Source organism: Phytopseudomonas flavescens (genome assembly GCF_900100535.1).
Lineage (GTDB): Bacteria > Pseudomonadota > Gammaproteobacteria > Pseudomonadales > Pseudomonadaceae > Aquipseudomonas > Aquipseudomonas flavescens.
The window spans coordinates 36,733-55,082 of record NZ_FNDG01000025.1 but is presented as its reverse complement, the minus strand read 5'-3'; the positions used below and the strand labels follow the sequence as shown (position 1 = coordinate 55,082).

14 protein-coding genes are annotated in these 18,350 nt (G+C 64.4%); 3 read left to right on the top strand and 11 right to left on the bottom strand.

Annotation, left to right across the window (positions count from 1 at the left end):
- Positions 1-63 precede the first annotated feature (63 nt).
- From BLR94_RS23885 to BLR94_RS23850, 8 genes are all read right to left on the bottom strand, one after another.
- Entirely contained in the window at positions 64-1,563 is a 1,500-nt protein-coding gene (locus BLR94_RS23885; RefSeq protein WP_084308454.1) for a purine-cytosine permease family protein, read from the bottom strand.
- Positions 1,564-1,755: 192 nt separating this feature from the next.
- Positions 1,756-2,145 carry a YybH family protein gene (locus tag BLR94_RS23880; RefSeq protein WP_084308455.1) on the bottom strand — a complete coding sequence of 130 codons (390 nt, stop codon included), beginning with the start codon at positions 2,143-2,145 and terminating at the stop codon, positions 1,756-1,758.
- Complete coding sequence (gene speB, locus BLR94_RS23875) at positions 2,142-3,101, bottom strand: agmatinase (protein ID WP_084308456.1); 960 nt, start codon at positions 3,099-3,101, stop codon at positions 2,142-2,144. Before speB ends, BLR94_RS23880 begins: the two co-directional genes overlap by 4 nt.
- 178 nt (positions 3,102-3,279) lie before the next feature.
- Positions 3,280-3,999, bottom strand: a complete 720-nt coding sequence (locus BLR94_RS23870) for a class II aldolase/adducin family protein (protein ID WP_084308457.1) — start codon at positions 3,997-3,999, stop codon at positions 3,280-3,282.
- Positions 3,996-5,510 (bottom strand): amino acid ABC transporter permease/ATP-binding protein, encoded by a 1,515-nt coding sequence (locus BLR94_RS23865; protein ID WP_084308458.1) that lies wholly within the window; start codon positions 5,508-5,510, stop codon positions 3,996-3,998. The genes BLR94_RS23870 and BLR94_RS23865 overlap by 4 nt, the downstream gene beginning before the upstream one ends.
- A gap of 100 nt (positions 5,511-5,610) precedes the next feature.
- Positions 5,611-6,417 (bottom strand): ABC transporter substrate-binding protein, encoded by an 807-nt coding sequence (locus tag BLR94_RS23860; protein ID WP_084308459.1) that lies wholly within the window; start codon positions 6,415-6,417, stop codon positions 5,611-5,613.
- Positions 6,418-6,459: 42 nt separating this feature from the next.
- The gene (locus BLR94_RS23855) at positions 6,460-7,500 is read right to left on the bottom strand and encodes an isopenicillin N synthase family dioxygenase (protein WP_084308460.1); all 1,041 of its coding nucleotides are present in this window, start codon (positions 7,498-7,500) and stop codon (positions 6,460-6,462) included.
- A gap of 9 nt (positions 7,501-7,509) precedes the next feature.
- A complete protein-coding gene (locus BLR94_RS23850) occupies positions 7,510-8,352 on the bottom strand; it encodes a sugar phosphate isomerase/epimerase family protein (protein ID WP_084308461.1) in 843 nt (280 codons plus the stop codon).
- 463 nt (positions 8,353-8,815) lie between these two features.
- Between BLR94_RS23850 and BLR94_RS23845 the strand changes: the two genes are divergently transcribed.
- Positions 8,816-9,709 (top strand): LysR family transcriptional regulator, encoded by an 894-nt coding sequence (locus tag BLR94_RS23845; RefSeq protein ID WP_084308462.1) that lies wholly within the window; start codon positions 8,816-8,818, stop codon positions 9,707-9,709.
- 260 nt (positions 9,710-9,969) lie between these two features.
- Here the strand turns inward: BLR94_RS23845 and BLR94_RS23840 are convergent, their stop codons facing one another.
- The 3 genes from BLR94_RS23840 to BLR94_RS23830 form a co-directional block, all read right to left on the bottom strand.
- On the bottom strand, positions 9,970-11,010 hold the full coding sequence (locus BLR94_RS23840; RefSeq protein WP_084308463.1) for an AraC family transcriptional regulator: 1,041 nt from the start codon (positions 11,008-11,010) through the stop codon (positions 9,970-9,972).
- A complete protein-coding gene (locus BLR94_RS23835; protein ID WP_084308464.1) occupies positions 11,007-11,921 on the bottom strand; it encodes a GGDEF domain-containing protein in 915 nt (304 codons plus the stop codon). The genes BLR94_RS23840 and BLR94_RS23835 overlap by 4 nt, the downstream gene beginning before the upstream one ends.
- 68 nt (positions 11,922-11,989) lie before the next feature.
- Positions 11,990-13,390, bottom strand: coding sequence for a purple acid phosphatase family protein (locus tag BLR94_RS23830; RefSeq protein ID WP_084308465.1), 1,401 nt, complete (start codon positions 13,388-13,390; stop codon positions 11,990-11,992).
- A 438-nt stretch (positions 13,391-13,828) separates the two neighbouring features.
- Between BLR94_RS23830 and BLR94_RS23825 the strand changes: the two genes are divergently transcribed.
- Positions 13,829-16,300, top strand: coding sequence for a TonB-dependent receptor (locus BLR94_RS23825; RefSeq protein WP_084308466.1), 2,472 nt, complete (start codon positions 13,829-13,831; stop codon positions 16,298-16,300).
- Between the two features lie 48 nt (positions 16,301-16,348).
- The gene (locus tag BLR94_RS23820) at positions 16,349-18,262 is read left to right on the top strand and encodes a phytase (RefSeq protein ID WP_084308467.1); all 1,914 of its coding nucleotides are present in this window, start codon (positions 16,349-16,351) and stop codon (positions 18,260-18,262) included.
- Positions 18,263-18,350: the final 88 nt, after the last annotated feature.

Sequence of the window (18,350 nt, the reverse complement as noted above, 5' to 3'; positions counted from 1 at the left end):
TCGTTCTTCTTGGCGGTGATCCGGGCGCCTGGCGCCCGGTGTGCGAAGCGCTCGAGGGCGCGCTCAGGCGATCCCGGCATCGTTGAGGGCGGGCGCGGCGTTGCCTTTCAGGCGTATCCAGCGCGGGCCGGCGGGGCCATAGACGCTGGCCGGCTCGGGGAACAGCTGGAGCAGGGCCAGGTAGAGCACGGCGGCCATGCCCAGGGTGATCGGCAGGCTGACGTCGATGCCGCCCGCCAGTTCGCCCAGGGGGCCGACGAACTGGCCGGGCAGGTTGACGAAGCACAGGCCCACTGCCGCGCTGGGAATCCAGGCGCCCAGGCCACGCCAGTTCCAGCCATGCTGGAACCAGTAGCGGCCGCCACGCTCGCCGCGGGTGAACACCTGCAGGTCATCGGGGTGGTAGAAGCCGCGCCGCACGATCAGGCCGAGGATCATGATCACCATCCAGGGGCTGGTGCAGGTGACGATCAGCACGGCGAAGGTCGAGACGCTCTGCACCAGGTTGAAGGCGAAGCGGCCGATGAAGATGAAGGCGATGGCTGCCACGCCGATCAGCAGGGTGGCGCCCGCGCGGCTCATCAGGCGCGGGAACAGGCTCGACATGTCCAGGCCGGTGCCATACAGCGCCGTGGTGCCGGTGGACATGCCACCGATCACGGCGATCAGGCACACCGGCAGGAAGAACCAGGTCGGCGAGATGGCCAGCAGGCCGCCGACGTAGTTGTTGGCTTCGATGTACTGCGGCGCCTGGGTAGCCACCAGAGTGGCGGTGCACAGGCCGAACAGGAAGGGAATCAGGGTACCGGCCTGGGCGGCGAGCACGGCCAGCATGATGCGCCGTTTGGGCGTGTGCCGCGCAATGTAGCGCGACCAGTCGCCGAGAAAGGCGCCGAAGGAAACCGGGTTGCTCATGGCCAGCAGCGCGGCGCCGACGAACGCGGCCCAGAAGCCCGGCTGCTCGAGGCTGACAGCGCCGGCATAGTCCGCGTCGAAGGGCCCGGCGAAGGCGAAGAGACCGAGCAGGAACAGCAGGCTGGACGCCCACACCGCGATCTTGTTGACCCACAGCATGAAGCGGAAGCCGTAGAGGCATACCACCAGGACCAGCACCGCGAACAGGCCGTAGGCCAGGCCCAGGGTCAGGTCGGTTTCCGGCAGGCCGACCAGGCGCCTGGCACCGCCGACCAGGGCATCCCCCGAACTCCACACCGACAGCGAGAAGAAGGCCACGGCGGTGAGCAGCGACAGGAAGGAGCCGACGATGCGCCCGTGCACGCCGAAGTGCGCGCCGGACGATACGGCGTTGTTGGTGCCGTTCAGCGCGCCGAACAGACCCATGGGGGCGAGGATCAGCGCGCCCACCGCTACGCCGAGGACGATCGCCCAGGCGCCTGCCTGGAACGACAGGCCGAACAGCACCGGGAAACTGCCCAGTACCGCCGTGGCGAAGGTGTTGGCGCCGCCGAAGATCAGACGGAACAGATCAAGGGGGGTGGCATCGCGTTGGTGGTCGGGAATCTGTTCGACACCGAAGGTTTCGATACGCGTCGAGTGGCTCATGTGTTTCTCCAGCGCCTGTCACGATTTTTATTAGGGCGGCGCAGGCACGCTGACCCCGTTATTCACCCCCGACAGTCATCGGGTGGCGGTGCATTGGCAGTGCGGCAGGGCCGCGTGGAGCCGACAGGGCTCCAAACCCGCAAGGGTGTATCCGGCACGGCGAGCTTCAGGTGGCTCGCTGATGGCCGGCTTTCAACTGGCGCTTGGGGCTGACAGGTGCTCGTGGCAAGCCAGCCAGCCTTGTTCTTGGCGGCGGAACAGGATGGTTTCCCGTTCGTTGAGGTGCAGTTCTTCGCCGCCCACCCGCAGGTGCGTGGCGACGTCATGGATGAAGATGGCCACCTCGCCTTGCAAGCTCACGTGGGCGTTGCTGGAGCGACAGCCGAGCACCGCGAAGCCCTCGGCCTGCCACTGCTGCCACAGCGCCTGGTAGGCGTCGCGCGACAGCAGCGGTTGCGCCAGGGTGTGGAACACGAAGCTGGCGTCCTCGCTGAAACAGGCGAAGTAACGCGCCGTGTCGTGGCTGGCAAAGGCGCTTACCAGTTCGGCGGCAGCCGCGCGCACCTCGGCCTCGCGACTCATCGGCGCACCACGCCGGGCAGCACGCAAAGCATCTCGTAGAGCAGGTTGGCGCCGAGCAGCGCGGTATTACCGCTGGTGTCGTAGGGCGGCGACACCTCGACCAAGTCGCAGCCGATCAAGTTCAGGCCCTGGCAGCCGCGGATGATTTCCAGCGCCTGGATGGTGGTCAGCCCACCGACTTCCGGGGTGCCGGTACCGGGCGCCCAGGCCGGGTCGATGCCGTCGATGTCGAAGGACAGGTACACCGGGCCGCCGTCGACCTTGGCGCGCACTTCTTCCATCAGCGGGGTCAGCGACTTGTGCCAGCATTCCTCGGCCTGCACCACGCGAAAGCCCTGGCGGCGGCTCCAGTCGAAGTCGTCGGCGGTGTAGCCCTGGGCACGCAGGCCGATCTGCACCACCCGCTCGCTGTCGAGCAGACCTTCTTCCTGGGCGCGGCGGAAGGTGGTGCCGTGGGCGATCTTCTCGCCGAACATGTGGTCGTTGACGTCGGCGTGGGCATCGACGTGGACCAGGCCGACCTTGCCGTACTTCTTCTTCATGGCGCGCAGGATCGGCAGGGTCAGGGTGTGGTCGCCGCCCAGGGTCAATGGCACGATGTCGCGTTCGAGGATGCCATCGTAGTGATCCTCGATGATGCGCACGGCGTCGAGCAGGCTGAAGGTGTTGATCGCCACGTCGCCGATGTCGGCCACGTTCAGCGAGTCGAAGGGCGCGGCGCCGGTGGCCATGTTGTAGGGACGGATCATCACCGATTCGCTGCGGATCTGGCGGGGCCCGAAGCGGGTGCCGGAACGCAGCGAGGTGCCGATGTCCAGGGGGATACCGACGAAGGCGGCGTCGAGCTTGTCCAGTTCGGCGGGTGCCTGCACATGGGGCAGGCGCAGCATGGTGGCGATGCCGCCAAAGCGGGGCATTTCGTTGCCGCCCAGGGGCTGGTGGAGGGTCTTGTCCATGGGTAGGCCTCAGGCTCGTTCTGGTTGTGGGTGGATTCTTGACCAGTCAGGCGTCGGGAAGAATCGGCAGGGGTAAAAACTTAGTTCAGGATTGTTTGAACTTACGGCGCAGGGCGCGCCGTGCCGAGCAGGCGCTTTGGAGCCTCGCTGGGTATGGCCCGGGCAGCCCCGCGGCGCGCTACTCCCGGTAGCGGGGGTCGATCCGATCCAGTTTGCGTAGCCAGGCTTGCCAGAGCAGTTGGCGTTGCCACTCGGCGCCCTGCAGTTGCTTGCAGGCATGCTGGGACAGATGTGCGGGAATCTCGCTGCAAGCCTGGCCACCGCCGTTGGCGGCGAGCTGGATCTCGCAGGCGCGGTTCAGGTAGTACATGACGTAGACGGCGTCGGCGACACTGGCACCGACGCTGAGCAGGCCGTGGTGGCGCAGCAGCAGGGCGATGTTGTCGCCCAGCGAGGCCTGGATGCGCTGGCGTTCGTCCAGGTCGAGGGCGACGCCCTCATAGGCGTGGTAGCCCAGGCGCTGGTGGAACTCGGTGCTGATCTGGTTGAGTTGCAGCAGGCCGGCGTTCTGCGCCGCCACCGCCATGCCCGCCAGGGTATGGGTGTGGATCACGCAGTGGGCATCGTCGCGGGCCATGTGCACGGCGCTGTGGATGGTGAAGCCGGCGACGTTGTAGTCGGCGCGGCCTTCCAACACCTTGCCGTGCATGTCCACCACGATCAGGTCACTGGCGCGGATCTCCTCGAAGAACAGGCCGAACGGGTTGATCAGGAAGCGCGGCTCTTCGCCTGGCAGGCGCGCCGAGAAGTGGGTGTAGAGGGTGTCGTCCCAGCCGAACAGGGCGGCCAGGCGGTAGGCGGCGGCGAGATCGCGGCGCAGGGTGATTATCTCGTTCATGCGTTCTCCAGGCCGATGAAGCGGCGTACGCGCTGGTGGTCGCCCGCGCGGATTTCCTGTGGTGAGGCGTCGAGCTGGACGTGGCCGTTTTCCATGAACAGCACGCGGTCGGAAATGGACAGGGCGAAGTCCATTTCGTGGGTGACGATGAGCAGGGTAATGCCTTCGCGGGCCAGGTCGCGGATCACCGCCAGCACGTCGCCGACCAGCTCGGGGTCGAGCGCCGAGGTGGGCTCGTCGAACAGCATGATGTCCGGCTTCATCGCCAGGGCGCGGGCGATGGCCACACGCTGCTGCTGGCCGCCGGAGAGCTGGTGCGGGTACTTGTCGGCATGGGCCAGCAGGCCGACCTTGTCGAGCAGGGCCAGGGCCTGCGCGCGCAGGTTTTCGGGGGTGTCCACGCGGTGGTAGCGCGGTGCGAGCAGAACGTTGTCGACGATGGTGCGGTGCGCAAACAGGTTGAAGTTCTGGAACACCATGCCGATGCGCCGCACGCCTTCGCGCTGGCGACGGTTGTCGGCGCGGTCGCCGGCCCGGATGAAGTCTTCGCCGAACAGCACGATCTCGCCTTCGTCGATGCTTTCCAGGCCGTTGACGGTGCGGATCAGCGAGGTCTTGCCGGAGCCGGACGGGCCGATGATGGCGATCACCTCGCCAGGCTGCACGCTCAGGTCGATGCCCTTGAGCACGTGATGATTGCCGTAATGCTTGTGGATGTTGCTCAGGTGCAGCGCTGCCGGCGTGCCCGCCGCATTCGTCTGCACACTGCCGCTGGCCACGTTCGGCAGGGTGCGGCGCAATTCGGCGATGGCGGCGTCGCCGAGGGTGCCCGGCTTGCGCCGGGTCAGGTCGAGGTGGCGTTCGAGGTACTGCAGGCCCCAGCCGAACAGCGTGACGATCAGCACGTAGTACACGGCCACTGCGCCGAGGGTCTCCAGCACCAGGAAGTTCTGGGCATAGAGGCGTTGGCCGACCAGCAGCAGTTCGGTCAACGAGATCACCGAGACCAGGGAGGTCAGCTTGACGATGGTGACGTATTCGTTGGTCAGTGTCGGCAGGGCGATGCGCAAGGCCTGCGGCACCACGATCAGGCGCTGGGTACCGAGGCGGCCGATGCCCAGGGCGCGGGCCGCCTCGCGCTGGCCCCTGGCCACGGAGAGCAGGCCACCGCGGTGGATTTCCGCCATGTACGCCGCCTCGGTCAGCACCAAGGCGATCAGGCCGGCGTAGAAGGGATTGGACAGCAGCTTGCCACTGGCGGGCAGGAGCTGTGGCAGGTTGTAGACGAAGATCAGCAGCACCAGCAGCGGTACGCTGCGCAAGAACCAGACATAGATCGAGGCCGGGACGCTGAGCCAGCGGCTGCTGGCCTGCTTGGCGCTGGCCAGGCCAAAGCCGAGCACCAGGCCGATCAACCAGGCCATGGCGCTGAGCTTGACCACCGTCCAGCAGGCCGCCCAGAAGGCCGGCATGGAAAACAGGGAGAAGAAGTAGCTCCATTCGAATGGCATGTGACATCTCCGATGAGTCACAGGCTCCAAGCCACAAGCTGCAAGCGAATCGGGCGTTTCCCCTGCTTGTGGCTTGCCACTTGTAGCTTGCGGCTGTTTTTCAGGCTTCTTCCAGGTTGTATTTCTTCAGCAGCTCGGCGTATTCACCGCTGGCTTTGAACTCGTCCAGCGCGCTTTTCAGTGCGTCCAGCAACTGGGTGTTGCCCTTCTTCACGTAGATGCCCAGCACCTGCGGATAGATGGCGTTCCGCGAGCTGATGACGATGCGCCCACGCGCCTTCTCGACGATCAGCAACGAGGCGGCGTCGATCTCCAGGTGCGCCTGGATATGACCGGAGAGCAGGGCCTGCGAGGTCTCCGAGGTGGTCGGGTACTGGTTGATGGTGATGGCGCCGGTTCCCTGCTCCTTGCAGTAGTCGTCGGAGACCTTCTGTAGCGCCGGGATCCACGAGGTACCCTGCTGCAGGCCGACGGTCAGGCCGCACAGTTCTTGCGGGGTGGTCGGCTTCTTCTCGGCGTCGCTGCGCACCATGATCGCCGCGCCGGTCTTGGCGTAGGGGATGGCGTCGGCCTTCTCCAGGCGCTCGGGGAGGATGTACATGCCGGAGATGATGGTGTCGAAACGCCCGGCATCGAGGCCGAGGATCAGGTTGGGGAAGCGGGTGTCGGCGAAGCTGGCCTCAAGGCCCAGGCGCTTGGCCAGGGCGGTGGAGACTTGCGGGTCGAAGCCCTTGACCATGTCGTTCTCGTAGTACTCGAACGGCGGGTAGGAGATTTCCATGCCTACTTTCAGTTCGCCGCTGGCGATGGTCTCTGGTGTTTCGGCGGCCTGGACGGCGCCGAACTGGAACAGGCCGGCCAGCACGCAGGTGGCCAGGGTGGTGCAGGGCGAGGTGCGGATTGCCATTGTGGTTATCTCCGGATCAGGTTTTCGTGGTGGCAGGTGAAATCACAGTGCGTGCCGCTGGTGCTTCAGGTGCCCGAAGCTGGATGGCCGGCGCGCACGTTCGGGGAGCTGCAACTGGCCATCCTCGACGCGCTTCTTCAGGTATTGGTAGGTCTGCAGCGCCTGGCTCCACATGTGCTCGCCGATGCTGATGGCCTCGTATGCCTGGCCGGCAGCCTCGAACTGCGGCAGCGGGCGGATCTGCGTGTGGTAGTCGCAGGCGTAGAAGAACGGGAAGGCGTAGCGTTGCTCGCTGACCTTGCGCACGCGGTGCGCGGTGGCGACGAAGGTGCCGGCGCTCATCACCTCGAGCATGTCGCCGATGTTGACGACGAAGGTGCCCGCGCGCGGCGGCGCGTCGATCCACTGGCCGAGGTCGTTCATCACCTCCAGGCCGGGGCGGTCGGCGAACAGCATGGTGAAGCACTCGTAGTCGGTGTGGGCGCCGATGCCGGGGGCGTCTTGGGCGTCGCCATCGAAGGGGTAGTGGATCAGGCGCAGCTTCGACGGCGGGAACTTGGCCATTTCGTCGAAGGTGTGCTCCGCCACGCCCAGGGCCAGGGCGAAGCCGCGGAACAGCGCGCGGCCGAGCGCGAACACCCGCGCGTAGTAGGCCTGCACCGCCTCTTTGAAGCCCGGCAGGCCCGGCCAGTGGTTGGGCCCCAGCAGCGGTGTGCCGGCCAGCACCAACGGGTTGTCGGCAGGTACCTCGAAGCCGATGTCGAAGGCTTCCTTGTGATCCGGCTTGCCGGCGCTGTAGCGCTCCTCGCCCTCGGGCACGAAGCCCTTGTGGCTTTCCGAGGCGCCGATGTAGTGGCGCATCTTGTCGTCCAAAGGCTGCGCGAAGTAGTGCTCGGCAGCCTGGTGCAGACCGTCGATCAGATGCTGCTCGATGCCATGCCCGCTGATATAGAGAAAGCCTACCTCACGCGCCGCATGGCCCAGTTCTTCGGCCACGGCCAGGCGATCGGCGAGGTCGCTGCTGAACAGGCCGGCGATGTCGACCACGGGGATTTCGGTGAAATGCTTGGCGTTGTTGTTCATCATGGCTCCTCAGCGACTGGTGAATCGGTGGAAGTGCTGGCGCTCGCAACGCGCCATCCATTGGTTGAGCTGCCACAGGTCGGCCACCGGCACATCGGTGAAGGGCAGGTGGTGCAGGTAGCCGTCCGGGCCGAATTCGGGGGTCAGGGTGGTGGTCTGCAGGCCACGTTTTTCCTGGCTGCTCCAGATGCTTTCCCAGTGGCGCTGGTGGAAAGCCAGCACTTGCGCGTACTCCGGCGCGCCGGGGTGCGGCACCTGCGGGCCCTGCTCGTAACCGACGCGGGCCTGGATATGGTCGACCCGCTCGATGAAGGCCGAGAGGTCGTCGGCGGGGTCGTCGAGCAGGCGCTCGCAGGTCACCAGCCAATGGCTGATGTCGCTGGTGAAGCGCAGTTCTGGCACCTGGCGGATCACGTCCAGGGTCACCCAGGGGCTGTACAGCGAGCGTCCGCGGTGGATCTCGAAGCAGCAGTGCAGGCCGCTCGCCATGGCCAGCTCCCGTGCGCTGGCGAAGAAGTCGACCTGTTCGCTCAGCGACCAGCGATCATTGCCTGGCAGCACGTTGACCAGGCGCGGGGCCAGTTCGGCGGCCCAGTCGAGTTTGCGCCGCAGGTCTTCCAGGTGAGTTTGCGGCGTATCGCTCTGGCGCGGCAGCACCGGTGTGGAGGTGAACAGGGTGGCGATGTAGGGGATGTTCTGCTCGCGTAGCAGGCGGGCATTGGCGGTGCGTTGCGCAGTGGCCTCGGGGATGCGCGCCTCGATGCCGTCGAAGCCGGCGCTCAGCGCTTCGTCGAGCGCTTGTTGCCAACTGCCGCGGTAACCCCAGAGGGTGCGGAAGATTTCCAGTCGCATGGCCGTCTCCTGGAGAGGGCGAAGGTCAGCGGCAGATTGGCAAGGGGCGTGCTGTGGCGCCCGGTGGCGTCCGGTTCGAGCCGGTGCCTGGTTATGGGCTGCATTGTTCGCTCAGCTGGTCGCCGGGATAAATCGGCCCGAGCAAATACTTAGTTTATAGATCGCTGAACTATCGGCGGTGCAGGGCGATCAGGGCAAAGCCATTCGATAATTTGACTGCTGCAGGCTTTACGCAAGGGCGGTTCTGGCTCCGGCGGCAGTGCGGGAAGTGCTGGCAGGCCCTGGGGGGAGGAGCATGCTTTACCTACGGGGCCCGACCTGCGCGGCCCGACCTACGCGGCCCGATCGATCCACCGTTCTGGTGGCGGTGGAAACCACATCGAACGACCAGGTGTGCTTGGCCAGGGTGCCGGGTTCGTGGCGGTGACGTTAGACTGGTCGCCCCTTTGCGTGATCGACCACCATGGCCTCTACTCTGCCCGATTTGAAACTGCTGCGCATCTTCGTCGCCATCGTGCGCCACCAGGGCTTCGCCGCCGCGCAGCAGGAACTGAATCTTTCCACCTCGGCCATCAGCACCTACATGAGCCAACTGGAAAGCCAGCTCGGTATCGTGCTCTGCCACCGCGGGCGCGGTGGTTTCAGCCTGACCAGCAAGGGCGAGCTGTTTCACCAGGAAACCCTGCGCCTGCTCGGCGAGCTGGAGGGCTTCGAGCGCTACTCGGCGGCGCTCAAGGGCGAATTGCGCGGCACCCTCAACCTCGGCGTGCTGGATTCGACCGTCAGCGACTCGGCGCTGCCGCTCGCCGAAGTGATTGGCGCCTACAGCCAGGAGTATCCAGGGGTGCACCTGCACCTGGCGGTGCTCAGCCCCGCCGAGTTGCAAATGGGGGTGCTGGAGAACCGTCTGGATCTGGCCATCGGTGCTTTTTCCGTGCGCACCAACGGGCTGGTCTATCAGCCGCTGTACCGCGAACAGCACTGGCTGTACTGCAGCGATCGCCATCCGCTCTACGCCCAGCGGCGCATCCCGGCGGAGGTGATCACCCAGCAGCGCATGGTGGGCCGGGGCTACTGGAGCCAGGCCGAACTGGCCCGCCACGGCTTCAAGCACAGCGCCGCAACGGTGGAGTCGATGGAGGCGCAACTGATTCTGGTGCTGTCCGGCGCCTACATCGGCTATCTACCGGAACACCACGCGCAGCAATGGGTGGATCAGAAACGCCTGAAAGTGCTGCTGCCGACCACCTTCGGCTACCAGGCCCCCTTCACCCTGGCCCTGCGCCGCGGCCGTTCCCGCGAACCGCTGATCCAGAGTTTCCGCGACCGCCTCAAGGCGCAACTGAATCAGGGCTAACATGCAGTTCGCATGGACATGCCGTGATAGGGCGGTTCAAGGCGCAAGCGGCCCTCGATCAAAAGCGCCTTAGGCTGGAAGCTGGACGAAAGAGCCTACGCGGTTGCTTGTCGTTCAGGCGTAGGGTGGATGACGCTCTTTTCATCCACCATTGCGATTGCGGAGCGGTGGACGGATGAAGCGTCGTCCACCCTACGAATGGCTGCTATCGCCCTGTTGCCGCCATGCTGGCGGCGCGTTGTCTCGCAGGCGAGAGGTGCTCAGCCACACAGCAGCCCGCCCAGGTCGCTTGGTACGCGTCCCGTCCAGCGTTTGAACGAGCGGCGGAAGTTGGTGATGTCGCTGAAACCCAGGTGCTGGGCGACTTCTTCGTTGCTGTAGCCCTTGACCTGATAGAGATACAGCGCCAGGTCGCGACGGGTTTGGTCGAGGCGTTCCTGGAAGTGCGTGTGGTGTTTGCCAAGCCGGCGTTTGAAGGACGCCGGGCTGGTGTCGAAGGCTGCGGCGACCCGTTCCAGGCTTAGGGGATGGCGGATGTGCTGACTCAGGTGGTCGTGCAGGCGGTCGAGAAAGCTGGCCTGCCAGCCCCAGGCATGCAACTGCTCGCTGCAGCTCTGTCGAGCGACCAGGGCGCCTGTCGAGCCGGCGCCTGGCCAGGCACGCAGCAGGTATTCACGCGACAGGCTCATGACTGTCGAAGGGCGCTGGAAGCTAAGGGTATCGCCCAAGTGGACCCAGTACTGCTCGACATAGGCAGGCTCCGCGTAGGCAAACTGGAAGCGCCATGGCAGGCGTTCGTTCTGTTGGCGGCGAGCGAGGGCAACCACTGCGGTCATGCTCGCTTCGAGCAGGAAGGTGGTCAGCTCGCCAGCGCCGCAACTGTCGCGCCAGTACAGGTGCAGATAGTGATCGTCCAGGTGCATCACGGGCGTCAGCAGCGGTGAAAGCAGTGCCCGGTACTCGCCGATCCACTCCAATGCCTGCAGCAGGTGGTCAGCCTGTTCGAGCAGTTGGCTGCCCGGGCCGTAATGCCCGGGCCACAGACGCTGGCCGAACAGAAAACTGGTGTCGGGGGCTGCGAGCAGGCGGCGGGCGTTGTCGATCAGGCGGAGGAATTGTTGTGGGCTGATCAGCGCACGACCGGTGACGACATCGGCATAGAACAACTCGCAGCCACGCAGCAGATGATGCGTATCGATGCGCCTCGATCGAGCCAGGTCGATCAGTACCGCCGGCAAGTGATGGGCCGCGATGAATCGGCTGTCGGCGTCATACGTGCCGGTTGGTGCGGCCGGGCTCATGCGCTGCGCGCCAGGCAAGGTTTGGCCTGCGCGAGGGCAGTGTTCAAGCGTTTGAGCAACTGCGCTTCGTCCTCGTCCAGCGCCATCACCACTGCGGTCGTGGCTTGCAGGTGCAGGCGCTCACCGTGGCGTTGAGTGCGATGAGCAAGGTTGGCGATGCTCTGGCGCAGGTCGTCGGCCATTATCCTTGCCTGGCTCTCGCCGGTATCCGGCAGCACCGCGACGAAGCGGTCGCCGGCCAGGCGGCAGAGCATGTCCTGCTGGCGCAGGTTGAACAGCAGCAACTGCGCCATCACCTGCAGGACGTGATCGCCTTCCTCCTGGCCGTAGCGCTGGTTGATCTGGTTGAAGTCGTCCAGGTCGATGGCGATCAGCGACAACGGGCGCTGCTCGGTCTCGGCCTGCTGCAGTGCTTGTTGCAAGTGCTGGCGCAGGTATTGAGCGCCGGCGAGGGGGATGAGCGTGTCGAATTGACGATGCTCGCGGAACAGCTGTTCGCGTTTGCTCATCTGCGCGTTGATGGCGCGTTGTTCCTGCTGCAGGTGATACATGCCCAGGGTCAGCAATAGCATGCCCACCGGCATGGGGGCGGTTTCCAGCCAGTTGTCCCACACCGCTTCAGGTGGCAGGCGGATGAATTCGTCCAGGGTGTCCATCCACAGCGAAAACGCTATGCAGCACAAACCCAGCGATAGCAGGCGGGTCACCCGCCCGGCAGGTCGGCCACGCAGCAGCATGTACAGCCAGCCACAGAGAATCACGCAGGTGCCGCCTTCGCCGGCCACGTCCATCCAGTTGATCTCGGGCCAATCCTTGATGGTGCCGGCCGCCAGGTAGATCAGCAAGCCGCTGTTGGCCGCCAGCAACAAACCGCCGAGGGTCATACCGTGCATTTTCAACAGCGACTTCATGCTTTATCTCCTGCCGCAGGTCGCGGGTGCGCCGAGCATGCCCGGCGAATGTCTCAGAACGATGACGCTCACTTGTCCCTGGCGGAGCAGGGCAAACCATCCGGCCCGTTTTCGCCCTGGCAGAAACGCTCGTTCTGCTTTTGCAGGCGCGGCTCGTGCAGGTACTTGTTGCCGGTGGCGTCGCGCTGGATATCGAAGGCATCGTAGAGCCGGTCGTCAGCGGTATAGACGCGTACCTTCAAGCGGTTCTGCTCGACGTCGATGGTCTGGAACAGCTGGGTATCTTCTGCCGCACGGTCGGGCTGTTTCAGCGCGCGGTCGTTGAGGCCATACATCTTCGAACCGGTGACCGAGACCATGTACACCGGGCCGATGGGCTGATTGGTCTGCTGTGCCTTGGCGCTGGCCTCGCGGCCTGCTTCGTGGCTCAGGCGGCTGTAGCAGTGATCGTGGCCCTGAAGCACCAGGTCCACGTGGTAACGGTCGAGCAGCGGCTTCCAGGCGGCCTTGAGCTCTTCGCTGTCTTCAGGTCGGGCGCAGGTGTAGATCGGCTGATGCATGACCACGATGTTCCAGGTTGCCTGGCTGCTTTTCAGGGCGTTTTCCAGCCAACTGGTTTGTGCGTCGAGCGTGCCGAGATCCAGTGCCGAGGTGCCATCGAGCACCACGAAACGAACCCCCTGGTAGTCGGTGAAGTAACTGGTGTCGCTGACGCCTTGCGCGCCGTTGCGGGGCAGGGCGAACTGGGCGGGAAAATGCGGGCCAAGGTTGCGGCTTTCGCTGCCGTCGGCCAGCAGGGTGTCGATATATTCGTGGTTACCGGCTGCCGTCACCTGCGGGATGGCAGCGTAGGCCCAGCCACCGGCCTGGTTCCATTCGCCCCATTCGTCGTCGTGGGCAAGCGCTTCCCGCGAGGCGACCAGGTCACCTGCATGCACCACCAGCGCCGGGCGAGCCACGCTGCGCAGCGCCTGGCGAATGGTGCGCGAGGCAACGGCGAGAATGTCGTTCTGGGTATCGCCCAGGTACAAGAAGGTGAATGGTGCGAACGATTCCCGCGCAGTGCGAAATTGCTGCCATTCGCTCCAGCCGGCACTGCCTTTGACGCGGTACACGTAGGCGGTATCGGGCGTCAGTGGTTCGAGGCGTACCTGGTGATAATTGGACGGGCCGTTGTCACTGTCCAGGCGGCGGGTGGTGCCGCTGAGCTGCGTGGCCTTGGCCGTGAGCTTTGGCCCGGCAAGCGCTGGCCCGAACTCCAGCACTGCGTCGCTTTGCTGCACATCGGTACGAAAGCTGACCGCCATTTGCACGGCTGCGTTCTGGCCGGGCGTGAGCACGATACGGTCGGCGAGATTACCCGCAGCATAAGGTTGGCCCACGGAGCGCGGCACTGCTTCGTTGGCAAAGGATGACGAGGTGACCAGCGCACAGGCCAGCAGTGATGCAAACAACAGGGGGCGAGACATTCAGACTCCTCATGAGCCGTTGGCTTGATGGGGCGTCACGGAAACAAAGCCGTATGACGGTTCGGTGAATTCACGGGGGGTCGATTCGGCTCAGGCAATCGCGGTGATGGAGGGCGTTTTTTCAGGCTGGCTTCAGCCTGGCGTGCCCAGCCTTGAATGCCGATAGGGAGTCGTCGTGCAATGCCTGCGGCGGCATATGCCCACGTATTGCCTGGCCATTGGGACGCTGATGTACCCGCTGACAACCCGCTTGCCGGCGAAATGGACACCTTGCGATGGGGGTCATTTCAGCTCAAAAGCCTGCGTAAACACCCGGAAAATGGCGGTTTCGCGGCGCTGTGCCGCTCCCTGTCACGCAAGTGCCACAAAGGATTTCTAACGTCCGCAGCCATTCCTGGTGTCGCCAGGGGCCATTGGAACGAGGGATTCAAGGTGGCAATGCCTTTTCGTCAAATCCGTAATGCCGGATTCAGGGTCAGCCTGCTGACCATCGCCATAAGCGCTGCGCCAGCCTGGGCAGAGGAAGAAGCGGTCGAGCGTGTCGAAGTGATCGGCCAGGCCGCGAGTATCGACAAGGCGCTACGCGAGCAGAAGAGCGCCGACAGCATCAAGAGCGTGGTGCATGCCGATGGCGTCGGCCAACTGCCGGACGACAATGCCGCCGAAGCGCTGCAGCGTATCCCCGGCCTGTCGGTCGAGCGCGATCAGGGCGAGGGCCGTTTCGTCAGCGTGCGTGGCATTGCGCCGGATCTGAACAGCGTAACCATCAATGGCACCCTGGTACCCGCCCCGGAAGGCGATCGTCGCGCCGTGGCGCTCGACGTTCTGCCGGCCGAACTGGTGCAGTCGCTGTCGGTGGTCAAGAGCCTGACCCCGGACATGGATGCCAACTCCCTCGGCGGTACCATCGAGGTGGAAAGCCTCTCGGCGTTCGACCACGACGGCCTGTTCTACACCTTCTCTGCCGAGGGCAGCCACGACACCAACGTCAGCGAGAACAGTCCGAAATTCTCCGGCGCGATCAGCGACCGCTTCAGCCTGGGCGACGGCACCGACAACTTTGGCGTGGCTGCGGCGTTCAGTTGGCAGAAACGCAAGTTCGGTTCGGAAAACGTCGAGACCGGTGGCAGCTGGGATTTCTCGGATGGCGCCCGGCTAAACGAAGTCGAGCAACGTGACTATGAAATCACCCGCGAGCGCACCGGCTTCGGCCTGAACTTCGATTACCAGCCGGACGATTACGCCAACTACTACCTGCGCACGCTGTACAGCAAGTTCAAGGACACCGAGACCCGCAACGCGGCAGGTGTCGAGTTCGCCGACCCGCAGGCTTCCGGCGAACGGGGCGATGCCGAGGGCTGGCGCGACCTCAAGTCGCGCAAGGACACTCAGGAGATCCAGTCGTACGTGATCGGCGGCGAGCGCATGATCGACCTGTGGACGCTCAGTGGCCAGGCCGGCTACAGCCAGGCCACCGAGAAGGATCCGGGTGGTATCGCTGGTGCGCAGTTCGTTGGCGACTTCACTGATGTCGGTTTCGACGGTACGCGCAAACCGCTGCTCAGCGCCGGGGGCGCCTTCTACGACCCGGCATCCTTCACCCTCGACGAGGTGGAGGTGGAGAAGGTCAACGGCAAGGACAAGGAAAAGAACGTTCGCCTCGATCTGGCCCGTGACTACGAGCTCAGCGGCAATGCCGCACAGGTCAAATTCGGTGGCAAGCTCAGCCGTCGTGACAAGACCAGCGATACCGACGTGTGGGTATACGACGATTTTTCCGGCGTCGATCTGGGCGGTTTCCAGAGCGGTAACGTCGATTATTCCTTGGGCAACTATGGCAATGGCATCAGCGCCGGGGCGATCAAGGATCTGATCGGCGGCCTGGATCGCGACGCGTTCTACGACGAGGAAAATTCGCGCATCAATGACTTCGACATGCGCGAAGACATCAACGCCGCCTACCTGATGAACAGCCTCGACGTCGATGACTGGCGCTTCATTGCGGGCCTGCGCTACGAAGGCACCGAATTCGAAGCCAAGGGCACCGGCCTGCGCGATGGTGTGTATGAAAGCACCCAGAGCAAGAACCGCTACGACCATTGGCTGCCGGGCCTGCATGCGCGCTATCAGTTGTCGCCGTCTACGGCCATTCGCGCTGCCTGGACCAATACCGTGGTGCGGCCGACCTTTGGCCAGCTGGCACCGGGCTTCGCCATCGATGGTGGAGATGCATCCTTTGGCAACCCAGATCTCAAGCCACTGGAGTCGATGAACGTCGACCTCGGTATCGAGCATTACATGGGTCGCGCTGGCGTGCTGTCCGGGTTCGTGTTTTACAAGGACATCGACAATTTCATCTACAACACCGACCTCGCCGGCACGGGAGCCTGGGCCGATTTCGACGAAGCGCTGAGCTTCGAGAACGGCAGCAGCGCCAAGCTCTACGGGGTCGAGTTGGCCTACTCGCAGAAATTCGACTGGCTGCCGGCGCCCTGGAACGGCGTACTGCTGGGCGCCAACCTGACCCTCAGCAAATCCGACGCGACCATCGAGGGGCAGGGCGCCAAACGCTCGATCGAGATGCCCAACCAGTCCGATACCGTCGGCAACGTCATGCTCGGCTGGGAGAATGATCGTTTCAACGTGCGCGTAGCGGCCAACTACAAGTCCAGCTACCTCTACGAGATCGGCTCCATCGAGGACAAGAGTCAGGACCTGCATGTCGACGACCAATTGTTCGTCGACTTCAAGGCCGGTTACTTCCTCACGCCGGACCTGCAACTGACCTTCGAGGCGCAGAACATCACGGACGAGTCCTACTACGTCTACACCGGGCGCCACGCCTACAACGCCCAGTACGAAGAGTACGGCCCGACCTACAAGGTTGGCCTGACCCTCACGCATTTCTGATGATCATCGAGGGCGCCCGGCGCGCCCTCTCAAGGACGCTCCGTTCCCATGCGTATGTTCAATCTGTCCCTGTTGGGGCTGTGCGTTGCGCTGGCTGCTTGCCAGAGCAGTACCGCAACACAACCAGTACTTGCCCTGGCGCCAACGCTCTCGATCAACGACGCGTTGATCGAGACCGAAAGCACCCAGTGGCTCGCACCGCAGTCATTCCTGGCAAACGCCGAACGCCTGCAGATCGGCCCCAAGGCGCTGCAGGTGAGCGACCGCAACGCGCAGCTGCTAAGCGAATTGCCCGGTCGTTTCGAAACCCTCGACCACCGTGCAGATGCTGGCGGCCTGCTGGTCGCCACCCTCGACAAGAAGCGTCAGCAGGCGCTGGTGGCAAGGCTGCAAGGCGATGCCTGGGGTAGCGCTCATTACCTGCCGAAAACACGTTTTGCCATCGAGGGGCTGTGCCTGTACCGCGACAGCGTACGCAACGACTACCTGTTTCTGGTGGGCGAGGAGGGCATCGGCGAGCAATGGCTGGTTGCCGAAAACGGACGGCCGCTGAATGAGGCGCGCCAGGTTCGTGCCCTGAGCCTGCCGCCGCAAAGCGGCTTCTGTCAGGTCGATGACCGCAGTGAGAGCCTCTACGTCAACGAGGAGAATGTCGGTGTCTGGCGCTATCAGGCTGGCGCCGAAGCGCCGCTGGTACGTGAGCCGGTAGAGCTGCTCGCGCCTTTTGGGGCGCTGGTTGAACGTGCAGCGGGTATGGCCGTTCTGCCCGATGGATTGCTGCTGCTCGACTCTGCGGCCGCGAACCTGCACCTGTATCAACGCAGTGCCGGGCAGTGGCAGCGCGCTGGTGTGGTGAAGCTCGATGGCCTCAGCGAGCCGGAGCAGGTCAGCGCGCGAGCCACGAGCGAAGGCCTCGAATTGCTGCTCGGCGACGATGATGGTGCCCGTACAGCGATGTTGAGCTGGACGCCGCAAGCGACTCCGCACGCGCCAGCTATCGCACAGGTCGCGCCGTTGGTGCAGACCGATGGCGTGCCCAGCCTTGGCGATGCCGCGGACGATCCCGCTATCTGGGTCAACACGCGCCATCCCGAACGCAGCCGCGTGCTGGGTACTGACAAGAAAGGTGGGTTGCTGGCATACGACCTGGCGGGCAAGCAGGTGCAGAGCCTGCGTGTTGGCCGGCTCAACAACGTCGATATCCGTCCCGGCTTCCAGCTTGGCAATCGTCAGGTGGACCTGGCCGTGGCCAGTAACCGCGATCACCACAGCCTGCACCTGTTCGCCATCGATCAGACCAGCGGCGAGCTCAGCGATATCGGCCAGCTCGCCACGCCGCTCGAGGACATCTACGGGCTGTGTCTGTTCAAGGATCGCCAGGGCGCCATCCACGCCATCGCCAACGACAAGGACGGCACCTTCCTGCAATACCGCCTGACCGGTGATAGCGGCAAGGCGACCGGCCAACTGGTGAGGCGCTTCAAGACCGAGACCCAGCCGGAGGGCTGCGTGGCCGATGACCGCAACGAGCGCCTGTATATCGGCGAGGAAAACGTGGCGGTGTGGGCGCTGGATGCCCGCAGTGATGCGCAGGCAGCGCTGGAGAAAGTCATCGCCATCGGTGGCCCGCTAAAAGACGACATCGAAGGGCTGGGGCTCTATCACGGCAAGCAGCGTGACTACCTGGTGATCTCCAGCCAGGGCAACGACAGCTACGTGGTGGTCGAGGCTCTGGCGCCCTACACGCTGCGTGGCAGTTTCAAGGTTGGCCTGAATGCCGGGCTGGGTATAGACGGCGCTTCGCAAACCGACGGCCTGGAAGTCACCTCGGCCAACCTGGGAGGGCCTTGGAGTGCCGGCATGCTGGTGGTGCAGGACGGTCGCAAGCGCATGCCCGAAGGCACCCAGAACTACAAATACGTGCCCTGGTCGGCGGTCGCCGATGCGCTGGGGCTGGAATGAGGTGCAGGACGTCGCGCCTGCCATCAGTGCGTAACGTCCCTGCCTTCCAATGTGAGCCATGGTGCTCGTGCAACCGAAGGAATCCATG